The following is a 13972-nucleotide window of genomic DNA, read 5'->3' on the forward strand; positions in this document are numbered from 1 at the left end:
GGACCGTGGACGCAGCCGGGCCGGCACCGAGGCCGGAGCGGCGCTGGCGCATCCGGCTGCGCCGCGACCGCTCGCTGCTCGTCATGACGGTGCCGGCGGTCGTGCTGCTGGCCGTGTTCGCCTACGCGCCGATGCTCGGGCTGGTCACCGCCTTCCAGAGCTACGACATCTACTCCGGCTTCTGGTACAGCCCGCTCGTCGGGCTGCGGAACTTCGAGCGGCTGTTCCAGGACCCGATCTTCTGGCACGCGCTGGAGAACACGCTCGTCATCAGCGCGGTACAGCTGGTGCTGTACTTCCCGGTGCCCATCGCGCTGGCCCTGCTGTTCAACGAGGTGGCCAGCGCGCGCGTGCGCGCCTTCGTGCAGGCCGTGGTGTACCTGCCGCACTTCTTCTCGTGGGTGCTGGTCGTCACCGTGTTCCAGGAGATGCTCGGCGGCGCCGGGGCGCTCAACACGCTCCTGCGCCGGCACGGGTACGAGACCTGGGACATCATGACGAACCCGGAGGCCTTCAAGTTCCTCGTCACCGCGCAGGCGGTCTGGAAGGAGGCCGGCTGGGGCATCATCGTGTTCCTGGCCGCGCTCGCCGCCATCGACCAGAGTCTCTACGAGGCGGCCGCCGCCGACGGCGCCGGGCGGTGGCGGCGGCTGTGGCACGTGACGCTGCCCGGCATGCGCGGCGTCATCGTGCTCATGCTCGTGCTGCGGCTGGGCAACGCGCTCACCGTCGGCTTCGAGCAGATGCTCGTCCAGCGGCAGGCGGTCGGGCGCGACGCCTCCGAGGTGCTCGACACGTTCGCCTACTACTACGGCGTCGTCAACAACAACTTCAGTTACGGCGCCGCCGCCGGGCTGTTCAAGGGCGTCCTGTCACTGCTGCTGGTGCTGGCCGCGAACAAGCTGGCGCACGCCTTCGGCGAGGACGGGTTGTACCGCAGATGAGCGTCAACGTGCAGGCGCGCCGGCGTCACCGGGGGCCGGTGTGGGAGGAGCCGCCCGGGCCGGCGGCCAAGGCCGGCAAGGGCATCGTCCTGGTGCTCGTCGTCGCGGTGATCCTGGTGCCGCTGTACTCGATCGTGCTGACCAGCTTCTCCACCCAGGCCGCGATCAACGAGGCCGGCGGGCTGGTCACCGTGCCGAAGGGGCTGACCCTGGAGGCCTACCGGCAGATCTTCACCAACCAGCTCGTCACCCACTCGCTGCTGGTCAGCCTGGTGATCACCGTCGTCGGCACCGTCCTGTCGATGGTGGTGAGCGTGCTGTGCGCCTACGGGCTGTCGCGCCGCGGCTCGTTCGCGCACCGCTCGATCCTGATGTTCCTCGTCGTGACGATGTTCTTCAGCGGCGGGCTGATCCCGTCGTTCCTCGTCGTCACCGCCCTCGGCGGCTACGGGCAGTACTGGACGATGATCCTGCCGCTCGCGGTGTCGGTGTTCAACATCCTGGTGCTGCGGGCGTTCTTCAGCGGTACCGCACCCGAGCTCATCGACGCGGCCCGGATGGACGGCGCCGGGGAGTGGCGCACCCTGTGGTCGGTCGTCATGCCCACGTCGCGGCCCGTGCTCGCCGTGATCACGCTGTTCTATGCGGTCGGCTACTGGAACTCGTTCTTCAACGCCCTGCTCTATCTGCCGGACAACGGCAAGTGGCCGCTGCAGATGATCCTCTACACCTACACGCTGCAGGGCAGCGCGATGCCGGGCACCGGCACCACCGGCACCGGCCAGTACGCCGGCCACCAGCAGATCGCCCACCTCTCACTGCAGATGGCGGTCGTGACGCTGACATTGATCCCGATCGTGCTCGCCTACCCGTTCGTCCAGCGGCACTTCACCAAGGGCATGCTGACCGGCGCCATCAAGGGCTGAGGACGTGCTGAGCGAGGGACGGCTGCTGTTCGGGGGCGACTACAACCCCGAGCAGTGGCCCGCGTCCGTCTGGGATGACGATGTACGGCTGATGCGCGCGGCCGGCGTCAACCTGGTCACGGTCGGCGTCTTCGCGTGGGCGGCCCTGCAGCCGGACCCCGGCCGCTTCACCTTCGACTGGCTCGACGACGTGCTCGACCGGCTCCACACCGCCGGGATCGGGGTGGCCCTCGCGACGCCCACCGCGTCGCCGCCCCCGTGGCTCGGGCACCGGCACCCGGACACGCTGCCGCAGGGGCCCGACGGCGTGCGCCGCCTCTACGGCTCGCGCAACCAGTACTGCCCGTGCGCGCCGGCCTACCGGCGGGCCGCGCTCGTCGTCACCGAGGCGCTCGCCGCCCGCTACGCCCGGCACCCGGCGCTGCGGATGTGGCACATCGGCAACGAGTACGGCACCGCCTGCCATTGCGACCACTGCGCGCGGCGGTTCCGCGGCTGGCTGGCCCGCCGCTACGGCGACCTCGACGGGCTGAACGCCGCCTGGGGCACGGCGGTGTGGTCACAGCGCTACGGGTCGTGGGCGGAGGTGCTGCCGCCGCGGCGCATGCAGTACATCGGAAATCCGGGGCAGGAACTGGACTATCAGCGCTTCGTCTCCGACGCCCTCCTGGAGTGCTTCACCGCCGAGCGCGACGCCGTGCGGGCAGCGAACCCCGCCGTGCCGGTGACGACGAACTTCATGGATTTCTACCGGCACACCGACGGCTGGCGCTGGGCCGCCGAGGAGGACTTCGTGTCGCTGGACACCTATCCGGACCCGAACGACCCGGACGCCGTGCTGCGCGGGGCCATGTCCCAGGACCTCGTGCGCTCGCTCGGCGACGGGCGGCCCTGGCTGCTCATGGAGCAGTCGCCGGGCGCGGCGAGCTGGCGGCCGGTGGCCACGCCGAAGCGGCCAGGGCTGAACCGGCTGTGGTCGATGCAGGCCGTCGCCCGGGGCGCCGACGGGGTGCTGCACTTCCAGTGGCGGGCCTCGCGGCAGGGCGCCGAGCGGGCGCACGGCGCGATGGTCCCGCACGCGGGGCCGGACTCGCGGGTGTTCCGGGAGATCTGCGAGCTTGGATCTTCGCTGGCGGCGCTCGACGGGGTCGCCGGGACATCGGTGCAGGCCGATGTCGGGATCGTGCTGGACTGGGACTCGTGGCGGGCGGTCGAGCTGCCGCACCAGCCCCTGGACGGGTTCTCGTACGTCGACCGGCTCACGGAGTACTACGCGCCGCTGTGGCGGGACAACGTGACCTGCGACTTCGTGCGGGCCGACGGCGAGCTGTCCCGGTACCGGCTGCTGCTGGTGCCGAACCTGTACCAGGTGACGCCCGCGCTGGCCGGCCACCTGGCCGACTACGTGGCCGGCGGGGGCACGCTGGTCATGGGGCCGTTCAGCGGGGTCGCCGACCGGTCCGAGCGGGTCTTCACCGGCGGCTGGCCGTTCGGGCTCATGGAGCTGTTCGGGGTCCGGGTCGAGGAGCACTGGCCGCTGTCCGCGCCGCTGGCGGTCGGCGGGGAGCTCGGCGACTTCGAGGCGACCGGCTTCGCCGAGTGGGCCTCCGCTCGCGGCGCCGCCGTGGTGGCGGCGGCCCGCGGCGGGCCGCTCGACGGGCGGCCGATGATCCTGCGCCACGGGCGGGCCTGGTACGTGGCCACGCTGCCGTCGGCCGCCGCGATGCGGCGGTTGCTGCGGCGCGTGTGCGCCGAGGCCGGGGTGCGGCCCGTGCTGGCCGGCCTGCCGCCGGGCGTGGAGGCCGTGCGCCGCGGCGACCGGGTGTTCCTGCTCGACCACGACTCGCTGACGGTGTCCGTTGTCGCGGCACCGCATTGAGCTGGCGGCGCCGGCCGCCGACTTCCACGACGGGTTCCCGATCGGCAACGGGCGGCTCGGGGCGATGGTGCACGGCCGGTGCGGTACCGAATGGTTCGACCTCAACGCCGACACGCTGTGGTCCGGGGGGCCGGTGCCGCCGCCCTCGGGACCGTCGCCGGCCCCGGTGCTGCCGGCGCTGCGCGCGGCGATCGCCGCGGGGGACCACGCGCGGGCCGACGCCCTCGCGCGGTCGCTGCAGGGGTCCGCGTGGACCCAGTCGTACCAGCCGCTGGGGCGGTTGACGCTGACCTATGGCCCGGCATCGACCGACGGCTATCACCGGTCGCTCGATCTCGCGTCGGCGGTCGCCGTCACGGCGCACGGCGGTACCGAGGTCGCCTCGTTCGTCTCCGCGCCCGACGGCGTGCTCGTCGTCTCCGTTCCCGGTGTCCCGGCCTTCCACTCACCGCACCCGGGGGTGACGTCGCGCGAGATCGACGGCTGCGTGGTGTGGACCGGGCAGGCGCCCGAGTGGGTGCTGCCGAACTACGTCGCCGACCGCTCGCCGGCGGTGACGTACGGGCCGGCCGGCATGGGCTTCGCCGTCGCCGCCGCGGTCGACGGGGCGCGCGTGATCGTCGCCGCGGCCACCGGCTTCCGCGGCCCGTTCGCGCCGCCCTCGACCGACCTGTCCGGGCTGGCCGCCGCGGCCGCCGCCCGGGTCGCCGCCGCCCGGGCCCGCTCGCCGGAGGAGCTGCGCCGGCGGCACGTCGAGGAGCACCGCGGCTGGTTCGACCGGGCCGACCTGCACCTGCCCGGCGCCCCGCGCGAGGAGCTGCTGTTCCACCTGGGCCGGTACCTGCTCATCGCCGCGTCCCGCCCGGGCACCCAGCCGGCCAACCTCCAGGGCATCTGGAACGCCGACGTGCGGCCCGGCTGGAGCAGCAACTGGACGACGAACGTCAACGCGCAGATGAACTACTGGGCGGCGGAGCCGGTGAACCTGGGGCCGCTGCACGAGCCGCTGCTCACGCTGACCCGCGACCTGGCCGCGGCCGGCACGGCGACGGCGGCGTTCCACTACGGCGCCCGCGGCGCGGCCGTCCACCACAACACCGACCTGTGGCGCTTCACCGCCCCGGTGCCCGGCGAGCCCCAGTGGGCGAACTGGCCGTCGGCGCTGCCGTGGCTGTCGGCCCACCTGTGGGACCACTGGACGTTCGGCGGCGACCCGCCGCCGGCGGCGGTGTTCGAGGCGGCGGCCCGCTTCACCCTCGACATGCTGGTCCCGGACGCGTCGGGCGCGCTCGTCGTCAGCCCGTCGACCTCCCCGGAGCACGACTTCGCCGCCGGTACCGCCGTCTCCCGGGGCTGCGCCATGGACCAGGAGTTGGCCCGGGAGCTGCTGACCCGCGTGGTGGCCCTGGACGGCCCCCTGGCGGCCGAGGCGTCGCGGGCCCTGGCCGCGCTCCGCCCGGTGCCGACGGGCGACGACGGCGCCCTGCTGGAGTGGTACGACGACCGCCCGCCGAGCGAGCCCGGCCACCGCCACCTGTCCCACCTGTACGGCCTGTACCCCGGCACCCGCATCACCGAGACGGGCACCCCGGCCGACTACGCCGCGGCCCGCCTGGCGCTGCACAAACGCCTCGCCGCCGGCACGGGCCACACGGGCTGGAGCCGCGCCTGGGTCCTGTGCCTGGCCGCCCGCCTGCGCGACCCCGCGCTGGCGGCGGCGTCCCTGACCGCGCTCCTGGACGACCTGTGCTCCCCATCGATGCTGACCCTGCACCCGGACGCGGCCCGCCCGACGGGCTGGATCTTCCAGATCGACGGCAACCTGGGCGCCACAGCCGGCATCGCCGAACTGCTCATCCAGAGTCACGAGGGCACCGTGTCGCTGCTGAAGACCCTCCCACTGGCGTGGGCGTCCGGCTCGGCCCGCGGCCTGCGCTGCCGTGGCGGCCACGAGGTGGCGCTGTCCTGGTCCGGCGGCCGCCTCCGCGAGGCCGTCCTCCGCGCCGGCTCCACCGGCCCGCTGGTGGTGGAGTTCTCCGGCCGCCGCCTGACGCTGGAGGTCGAGGCTGGGGAGCGGTACACGCTCGTCACGTAGCGCATCCGCTGGCGGCGGTACCGCAATCTGCTACACCGCTGGTTGCGATGCGGTGCATTCCGCGCGGTTTGTGCGCCATGTGCCGCACCGGGGTGCCAAATGCGCCGCGGTTCGCGGTGCTTGGACCATTTCGCGACGATTCACAAATCTGCCTTACCGCAGATTCGACATGGCGATCTAGCGTGACAGTCGCCGATACTCGACGTGACGGCAATCGCCGTCGGCGCCTCAAGACCACAGCGCCCGGCGGCCACCGGGCGCTGCGGTTGGTCTTCCGTCGCGAGGAGGGAGGACCCGTTCTGTGGACAATGGTGCCGCAATCTTCCTCCTCTCGGCAATGGCACGCCGGGAGGGAGCACAGTGCCGCTCTTCTATCGCGGGCCGCGGGCCCGCATCACGCATTGTTCGTTCGAGACCGGGGTCCACTACCGGGTCGCCGACTTCGCCCGGGTCTGGGTGGTGGTGCCACGGGAGCCTGCGGTGCCGCTGCTGGAGGTGTCCTGCTCCAGCGGGGCGCTCGCGGTCGTCGCCGTGGTGGCGACGCAGCCCGGGGCGCCTCACGCCGTGGGGTGGGTTTTCCTGCTGCTGACGGCGGGCATTGCGGCCGGATTCGTGAGACGTCGGCGCCGAGCGCGGACGGCCCGCCGGGAGCTGTGGGCGTACATCCCGGGCGGCGGCCTGGTCCGCATCTTCACGACCGCCGACCCGGTCGAGTTCGGGCAGGTGCGCCGTGCGCTGCAGCGCGCAATCGAGTGGAACGAGGACACGCGGTCCTGACGACTCGCCGTGTCCGCTTGCGGCTCTGCGTGCGGGAGGTGTAGATGTAGCGGTACCGCAATCTGCCTTACGGCAGATTTCCAGCCGTGGACGAGGAATCGATCACTTCATGGCCACTGGTGACTCGCCCGCCGGCGCTCGCAGGCGTCTCCGATTGGAGATCCGCAAAGCCCGCGATGCGACCGGCCGCACCCAGGGTCAGGTGGCAGAGGCGCTGAACTGGTCGCTGTCCAAGGTAAACCGCATCGAGAACGGCGATGTCACCATCTCCCTCACCGACCTGGATGCCCTTTTGCGGCTGCTCGACGTCCGCGACGAGGTCTTGGTTGCGCGGATGCTCGCCGACGCGCGTGCGGCCCGCAAGCGTGGCCGCGGTTGGTGGGACGAGCCCGGGTTCCGCGAGCACATTCTGCCGACAACGCTGCAGATGCTGCAGCTCGAGGGTGAAGCGAGCGCGATCCGGACGTTCAATTACGCGCTCATTCCAGGACTCCTGCAGACCCGCGAGTACGCCGAGGCAGTCCTCGAGCGGGTCGCGGCGGACCCGACCCCGCAGGCCCGGGCGATCGCCACCGATCTGCGTATGCGACGGCAGGAAACCTTTCGGAGCCGGGGGCAGGCGCCACAGTACCTAGCCGTTCTCGACGAGCTGTTGCTGGATCGGACGGTCGGTAGTCCGAGCGTTATGGCCGGCCAACTCCACGCGCTCGCTGAAGCGGCCCGCGAGCCGAACCTGATCGTCCGCCTGCTTCCCAAGGACGTCGGCTGGGCCTACATGGTTGTCGGAACATTCGTGCTGTTCGACCTCGATCCCCACGAGAGCGCGGTGCTCTACCGCGAACAACGTGTGACCGACGAAGTCATTCACTCGGCCGACGTCGTCAACGCTCACCGCGCCTACTTCGAGCAGATGTGGGAATCGTCCCTGTCGCCGGAGGCCTCGATCGCAGCAATCGAGGCCGCAGCCGCGTCGCTGCGGGCCGAGTTGGTTCGTCGTCGCTAATGTCTTCCGGATGCCGGGTGCCCGGAGGCTCGAGAGATGGGATTCAGGTGCAGAACGACGAACCGCCCACGTGGCTGCGAAGCTCACGCTGCGAGCAGGACAGTTGCGTGGAGGTGGCCGCCGACGATGGTGAGATCATGATCCGCGACTCGAAGGATCCGGCCGGGCCGGTCCTTCGCTTCACCCGCGCGGAGTGGGACGCCTTCGCTGCGGGTATCACCGTCGGAGACTTCCAGTTCGCTGAATAGCGCGCCGCGGGCGGTGGGATCGCCTCGCCGCCCGCGGTCGTGAGGCGGTGAGATCGTGCCACGCTGCTCCTATCCTGAAGGCTTGACGACGAACGTCGATAGGGGCCAGCCATGGCGGGCAGCGGCAGCGACGATGGCTGGAAGGTCAGCGGTCGGTGCGACACGACCAACTGCGTGCAGGTCCGGCTGGAGCCGGACCGGGTGATCGTCCGGCGCTCGGCGGATGAGGCGGCGCCGCAGCTGGTGTTCCATCCGGACGACTGCCAGCTCTTCGTCGCGGTGCTCAAGGCCGGACACCGCCGCTGACGGGATCCCCCGGGGTGCGCGGATGGGCTACGGTGCCCCTCGTGACTCACACGATCGACGCCGCTGTCGTTGCCGTCACCGTCTACCCGACGCAGGCGCGGGTCACCCGGCGGGGGAGGGTTGCGCTCGACGCCGGGGAGCAGACCGTCGAGGTCGGGCCGCTGCCGCTCAGCCTCGACGGGGACTCCATCCGGGTCAGCGGGCGCGGGCCCGCCACCGTGCTCGGGGTCGACGTCGTCCTGCGGCGGCGGGAGCGGCCCGCGGACGCCACCCTTGCCGCGGTGCGCGAGGAGCGGGACCGGGCCGCCGGCGAGTCCGTCGAGATCGACGACGCGGAGACGGTACTGCGGCAGCGCCAGGCGTTCCTCACCACCCTCGGCGAGCGGGCCAGCGGCGCCTACGCGCGGGCCCTCGCGACCGGCGCCGCGGCCACCGACGCGGTCGCCTCGTTCACCTCGACGCTCGGGGGCGAGCTCACCGACGTGCTGGCCGCCCTGCGCGACCTGCGGGAGCGGCGCACCGAGGTCGCCGAGCGGATCGCCGCGCTCGACCGGCGGCTCGCCGACCTGTCCGGCAAGCGGGAGCCCGACGGGCGGTACGCCGTCGTCGCGCTCGCCGTGTCGGCGGCGGGCGAGGTTGAGCTCGACGTCTCCTACCAGGTGCCCGAGGCCGGCTGGCGCTCGACGTACGACGTGCGGCTGGTCGGCGAGACGCTGCAGCTGACCTGGTTCGGCCTCGTCGAGCAGCGCACCGGCGAGGACTGGCCGGAGTGCGAGCTGGCCCTCTCCACGGCCCGGCCGTCGGGCGTCGTCGCCATCCCCGAGCTGGATCCGTGGTACCTCGACCTGTTCGTGCCGCCGCCCCCGCCCCAGCCGTACGGGTCGACCCTCACCGGCGGGTTCCCCGCGCCGGCGCCAATGATGGCCGCCCCGGGCGGCCCGCCGCCGCCCCGCGCACCCGGTGGCGTGGCCGTGGCCGCGGCCGCGATGGACCTCGCCCAGGCGAAGGTCGACGACGGCCCGATCGCCGCCACGTACCGCCCGGCCCGCGCCGTCGCCGTGCCCGCCGACGGCACCACGGCCCGCGCCACGGTCGCCGTGTTCGACCTGGCCGCCCGGCTCGACCACGTGACCGCCCCGGCCCGCTCGACCGACGTCCACGTCCGGGCCGTGGTGACCAACTCGTCGCAGCACACCCTGCCGCCGGGGAAGGCGTCGGTGTTCCACGAGGCCGACTTCGTCAGCCGCACCGCGCTGTCGACGTGGGCGCCGGGCGAGGAGCTGGAGCTGGCGCTGGGCCTCGACGACCGGGTGCGGGTCGAGCGCGAGCTGGTCCGCCGCACCGCCACCAAGGCGACACTCGGGTCGAGCCGCCGCCGCGAGGTCGAGTACCGCACGACGGTCGGCAACTTCACCGGCCGCCCGGTCCGCCTCACCGTGCTCGACCAGCTCCCGGTCAGCCGCCACGACGGCATCGCCGTGCGCGAGACCGTCGTGGAGCCGCAGCCGGCCGAGCGCACCGACCTGGGCGTGGTCACCTGGCGCCTGCAGCTCGCCGAGGGCCAGTCGGCCACGCTGCGTCTGGGCTACCGGGTGGACACGGCGAAGGGTATCGAGATGTCCGGCTGGCGCGAGTAGCGCGAGGAGCAGGTAGCACGACGGAAACGGGCGTGACATCCGTCGATTCGCGTGAGGACCATCTCACGGCGAGTTGTTCCGGATGAAACCTCGCCGAAATCGCGGATTCCTTCACTGGTCGGCATCACCAGCCGCCCTACCTGGGCGGACGGGCCGGTGGAGGGTTCGCCATGCCGGAACGGTACGTGTCGGTGCGCCGCCCGGACGGGGCCGCGCAGATCTCCTCTGAAAGCGCCGCGCGGTGAGCCGGCGGGACCCCCACGTCGGGGTCGCGGTCGTCGGCGGCGGCCAGGCCGGGCTGTCGATGAGCTGGCACCTGCGGGCCCGCGGCGCCGACCACGTCGTCTTCGAGCGCGACCGGGTCGGCCACGAGTGGCGCGAGCGCCGGTGGGACTCGTTCTGCCTCGTCACCCCGAACTGGCAGTGCCGGCTGCCCGGCTTCGCCTACGCCGGCGACGACCCCGACGGCTTCATGGCCGGGCCGGAGGTCGTGACGTTCCTGGAGAAGTACGCGGCGAGCTTCGACCCGCCGCTGCGCGAGGGCGTGGCGGTGACCCGGCTGCGGCGCACCCCCGGCGGCGTCTTCGAGCTGCTCACGAGCGCCGGCCGGCACACCGCCGACCAGGTCGTGGTGGCCACCGGGCCGTACCACCGGCCGGCCGTGCCGCGGGTCGCCGAGCGGCTGCCGGCGGGCGTCGCGCAGCTGCACTCGTCGCAGTACCGCAACCCGCAGGACCTGCCGGACGGACCGGTCCTCGTCGTCGGCACGGGCCAGTCCGGGTGCCAGATCGCCGAGGACCTCCACCTGGCCGGGCGGCCGGTGCACCTCGCGGTCGGCGGAGCTCCCCGGGCCGCCCGCCGCTACCGGGGCCGCGACACGCTCGCCTGGCTGGAGGAGATGGGCCACTACGACAAGGGCGTGCACGAGTTCGGCGACGCCGACGCGGTCCGGCTGCGCGCCAACCACTACATGACCGGTCGCGACGGCGGGCGCGACATCGACCTGCGGCGCTTCGCGGCCGAGGGGATGCGGCTGTACGGGCGGCTGCGGTCGATCGACGGCGGGCGCGCGACGTTCGCCGACGACCTCGCGGCGAACCTGGACGCCGCCGACGCGGTCGCCGAGGGCATCAAGGACGCCATCGACGCCCACGTCACGCGGCACGGCCTCGACGCGCCGGAGGAGGCGCGGTACGTGCCGGTGTGGCGGCCGGACGCCCCGGCGGCCGAGCTGGACCTGCGCGGCATCGCCGCCGTCGTCTGGAGCACCGGGTTCCACCGCGACCACCGCTGGATCGAGGTGCCGGTCTTCGACGGCCGCGGCTACCCGACCCACGACCGCGGCGTCACCGGCTGCCCCGGCCTGTACTTCCTCGGCCTGCCCTGGCAGCACACGTGGGGCTCCGGCCGCTTCGCCGGGGTCGCCCGCGACGCCGCCCACCTGGCCGAGCGGATCACCGCGGCCCGGCGCCGGCAGGTCACCGACGGCGTGAGCTGGCTGGCCGGGACGCCGACCGAGACCTACCCCGACCTGGAGTGGGCGGCATGAACGACGCGCACCGGCACCTGGGGGTCCTCCCGGCGTACCCGTTCTACGGCGGGCCGCCGGTCAACCCCGACGTGACCGCCCGCGCGACCGTCGACGAGCTGCTCGCCGACCTCGACCGGGAGGGCACCGAGCGGGCCCTGGTCCTGCCGAACTACGGCGTGCCCGACCCGGACGTGGCGTTCGGCTTCAACGAGCTCGTCGTCGAGGCGGCCCAGCGCGACGACCGGATCCGCTGCGGCCTGTGGGTGTCGGCGAAGGACACCGACCGCGAGCGCACGGCGGCCGCGCTGCGGCTGGCCGGCGAGCCGGGCGTCCGCGCGCTGAAGCTGAGCTTCCTGCTCGGCGGCGGCGTGGACGACCCGGGGCTGGACCCCATCTTCGCCGCCGCCCGCGAGCACGACCTGGTCGTGCACGTGCACACCTCGCCGGGCGCGGCGTCCGACATCGACCGGGTGGGCGAGCTCGTCGAGCGCCACGGCGACGCCGTGAAGCTCCACCTGGTGCACTTCGGCGGCGGGATGAGCGGGCACATCAAGCTCGCCGGCGGCCGCTTCTTCGACTGGATCGCCGCCGGCAAGCAGGTCTACACCGACCTGTCCTGGGCCATCGGGTTCACCCCGCGCTGGCTCGCCGCCGAGATCGACCGGCGTGGCCTCGGCCACGACCGGGTGCTGTTCGCCAGCGACGAGCCCTGGGGCGACCACGCCGGGGAGTCCGCCCGGCTCAGGGCCGCCGTCGCCGGCACGGAACTGTCCGACCTCGTGTTCCGCACCACCTTCGACAAGCTGTACGGCTGAAATCCGATCTGGAGGAGAACGTCATGGCCGACCTGACCGAGCTCGAGCAGAAGAGCCTCAACGAGATCCCGCACCCGGCGCTCGCCGAGGGCTCCAGCATCTACGGCGGCACCAAGGTCTTCCCCGACTACAAGGCCGAGGAGGGGCAGAGCTACTTCACGCTCGTCCACGGCATCGCCCACGAGTCCTCGGTCAGCTTCGTCGCGATCCTGCAGGCCACCCGCGCGCTGCGGAAGGGCTTCGAGTCGGCCATCTACTTCTACGGCCCCGGCTCGCTGAACTGCCTGGCCACCCGCGGCTTCCCGACCACCGGCAACTCGGCGTTCCCCGGCGAGCACAACATCAACAACTCGCTGAAGACGTTCATGGCCGAGGGCGGCAAGGTGTACTGCTGCCGCTTCGGCCTGTCCCTGCACGGCGCGCGCGAGGAGGACCTCATCGAGGGGGTCATCCCGACCCACCCGCTCGACGTGCAGGACGCGATCATCCACTACGCGCGCAAGGGCGCGATCATCAACTCGACGTACATGTTCTGAGATGAGCATCGACGTGCGTGCCGACCTGGCCGTGCGCGGCGTGCGGGTGGCGACACCCGTGCGCCGCCCGGCCGGGGCCGGCCCCAGCGACGACGGGCACCTGGTGATCGACGGCGGCAACGCCGCGCTGCCGATCAACCCGCACAGCCCGTACGAGGTCCGCGACAACCGGCTGTGGCTCGGCGACGCGGACACCGGGCTGTCGCTGGAGGTCGTGCGCCGGCCCCGCTTCTACGACCTGGCCACCGCCGACGGGGTGCCCTACGAGCAGATCGCCCGGCTGCACGGCCGGGACGTGCTGGCCACCACCGTCGTGCAGACCTGCGTGCGGTACACCGAGGACCAGCGCTGCCGCTTCTGCACCATCGAGGAGTCGCTGCGCGCCGGTGCCACCGTCGCCGCGAAGACCCCGGCCCAGCTGGCCGAGGTGGCCGAGGCGGCGGTCCGGCTCGACGGCGTCCGGCAGATGGTGATGACCACCGGCACCACGGCCGGCCCGGACCGCGGTGCCCGCAACCTGGTGCGCGCGGTCCGCGCCGTCCTGGCCGCGGTGCCCGGCCTGCCGATCCAGGTGCAGATCGAGCCGCCGGCCGACCTCGCGGTCGTCGACGAGCTGCGCGCGGCCGGCGCGGCCGCCATCGGCATCCACGTCGAGGCGCTCGACGACGAGATCCGGCGCCGCTGGATGCCGGGCAAGGGCGCGGTGCCGATGGCCGACTACGAGGCGGCGTGGGACCGCGCGGTCGCGGTCTTCGGGCGCAACCAGGTGTCGACGTACCTGCTGATCGGCCTGGGCGAGGACCCCGACGAGCTGGTCGCGGGCGCGGCCCGGCTGATCGAGCGGGGCGTCTACCCGTTCGTGGTGCCGTTCCGGCCGATGGCCGGCACGCTGGCCCGCCGCGACGGCGTCCCGGCCCCGGCGCCCGCGCTGGTGCGCGACGTCACCCAGCGCGTTGCGGACCTGCTGCGGGCGGCGGGCATGCTCGGCGCGGACCAGCGGGCCGGCTGTGCCGCGTGCGGGGCGTGCGGCGTGCTGCAGGCGGCCGGCGGATGAGCGACCTCGTGCCCGCCCTGCTGGGCGCCCCGCGCTTCCTCATCGGCCCGGCCGACCGGCCGGCGGAGTACCACCGGCTGCGCGAGCGGGTCTTCGTCACCGAGCAGGGCCTGTTCACCGGCACCGACCGCGACGAGCGCGACGACGACCCGCGCACGGTCGTGCTGGACTCGACCTCGGCGATGAACCAGGCGATCGCCGCCGCCGGCGCGGGCGGCACC

General features: G+C 73.1%; 13 protein-coding genes and 1 pseudogene. All 14 read left to right on the plus strand.

The window, feature by feature from the left end; all coding sequences use genetic code 11:
* Nucleotides 1-5: 5 nt before the first annotated feature.
* Nucleotides 6-944, plus strand: a complete 939-nt coding sequence (locus tag ABZS66_RS44370) for an ABC transporter permease subunit (RefSeq protein WP_354768800.1) — start codon at nt 6-8, stop codon at nt 942-944.
* Nucleotides 941-1870 carry a carbohydrate ABC transporter permease gene (locus tag ABZS66_RS44375; protein ID WP_354768802.1) on the plus strand — a complete coding sequence of 310 codons (930 nt, stop codon included), beginning with the start codon at nt 941-943 and terminating at the stop codon, nt 1868-1870. The genes ABZS66_RS44370 and ABZS66_RS44375 overlap by 4 nt, the downstream gene beginning before the upstream one ends.
* A 4-nt stretch (nt 1871-1874) precedes the next feature.
* Nucleotides 1875-3749, plus strand: coding sequence for a beta-galactosidase (locus tag ABZS66_RS44380; protein WP_354768804.1), 1875 nt, complete (start codon nt 1875-1877; stop codon nt 3747-3749).
* Nucleotides 3730-5844 (plus strand): glycoside hydrolase N-terminal domain-containing protein, encoded by a 2115-nt coding sequence (locus tag ABZS66_RS44385; RefSeq protein ID WP_354768806.1) that lies wholly within the window; start codon nt 3730-3732, stop codon nt 5842-5844. The genes ABZS66_RS44380 and ABZS66_RS44385 overlap by 20 nt, the downstream gene beginning before the upstream one ends.
* 360 nt (nt 5845-6204) lie before the next feature.
* Nucleotides 6205-6621, plus strand: coding sequence for a DUF6232 family protein (locus ABZS66_RS44390; protein ID WP_354768808.1), 417 nt, complete (start codon nt 6205-6207; stop codon nt 6619-6621).
* 154 nt (nt 6622-6775) lie between these two features.
* Nucleotides 6776-7624: a helix-turn-helix transcriptional regulator gene (locus tag ABZS66_RS44395; protein ID WP_354768810.1), complete on the plus strand. Its 849-nt coding sequence runs from the start codon at nt 6776-6778 to the stop codon at nt 7622-7624.
* Between the two features lie 47 nt (nt 7625-7671).
* Nucleotides 7672-7872 (plus strand): DUF397 domain-containing protein, encoded by a 201-nt coding sequence (locus ABZS66_RS44400; RefSeq protein WP_354768812.1) that lies wholly within the window; start codon nt 7672-7674, stop codon nt 7870-7872.
* A gap of 111 nt (nt 7873-7983) precedes the next feature.
* On the plus strand, nt 7984-8178 hold the full coding sequence (locus ABZS66_RS44405; RefSeq protein ID WP_354768814.1) for a DUF397 domain-containing protein: 195 nt from the start codon (nt 7984-7986) through the stop codon (nt 8176-8178).
* Between the two features lie 41 nt (nt 8179-8219).
* Complete coding sequence (locus ABZS66_RS44410; protein WP_354768816.1) at nt 8220-9815, plus strand: DUF4139 domain-containing protein; 1596 nt, start codon at nt 8220-8222, stop codon at nt 9813-9815.
* Between the two features lie 241 nt (nt 9816-10056).
* Nucleotides 10057-11364: an MSMEG_0569 family flavin-dependent oxidoreductase gene (locus ABZS66_RS44415; protein ID WP_354768818.1), complete on the plus strand. Its 1308-nt coding sequence runs from the start codon at nt 10057-10059 to the stop codon at nt 11362-11364.
* Complete coding sequence (locus ABZS66_RS44420; protein WP_354768820.1) at nt 11361-12161, plus strand: amidohydrolase family protein; 801 nt, start codon at nt 11361-11363, stop codon at nt 12159-12161. The genes ABZS66_RS44415 and ABZS66_RS44420 overlap by 4 nt, the downstream gene beginning before the upstream one ends.
* A gap of 23 nt (nt 12162-12184) precedes the next feature.
* A complete protein-coding gene (locus tag ABZS66_RS44425; protein ID WP_354768822.1) occupies nt 12185-12697 on the plus strand; it encodes an MSMEG_0572/Sll0783 family nitrogen starvation response protein in 513 nt (170 codons plus the stop codon).
* A gap of 1 nt (nt 12698) precedes the next feature.
* Nucleotides 12699-13751 (plus strand): MSMEG_0568 family radical SAM protein, encoded by a 1053-nt coding sequence (locus ABZS66_RS44430; protein ID WP_354768824.1) that lies wholly within the window; start codon nt 12699-12701, stop codon nt 13749-13751.
* Nucleotides 13748-13972, plus strand: a pseudogene (locus ABZS66_RS44435) (AIR synthase); the annotation flags it as partial. The gene ABZS66_RS44430 and the pseudogene ABZS66_RS44435, both read left to right, overlap by 4 nt.

It is taken from the genome of Dactylosporangium sp. NPDC005572 (assembly GCF_040605515.1).
Lineage (GTDB): Bacteria > Actinomycetota > Actinomycetes > Mycobacteriales > Micromonosporaceae > Dactylosporangium.

Coding starts and splice junctions, on each gene's coding strand:
- ABZS66_RS44430 (WP_354768824.1), top strand. CDS start 12,699: ATGAGCATCGACGTGCGTGCCGACCTGGCCGTGCGCGGCGTGCGGGTG.
- ABZS66_RS44405 (WP_354768814.1), top strand. CDS start 7,984: ATGGCGGGCAGCGGCAGCGACGATGGCTGGAAGGTCAGCGGTCGGTGC.
- ABZS66_RS44375 (WP_354768802.1), top strand. CDS start 941: ATGAGCGTCAACGTGCAGGCGCGCCGGCGTCACCGGGGGCCGGTGTGG.
- ABZS66_RS44420 (WP_354768820.1), top strand. CDS start 11,361: ATGAACGACGCGCACCGGCACCTGGGGGTCCTCCCGGCGTACCCGTTC.
- ABZS66_RS44425 (WP_354768822.1), top strand. CDS start 12,185: ATGGCCGACCTGACCGAGCTCGAGCAGAAGAGCCTCAACGAGATCCCG.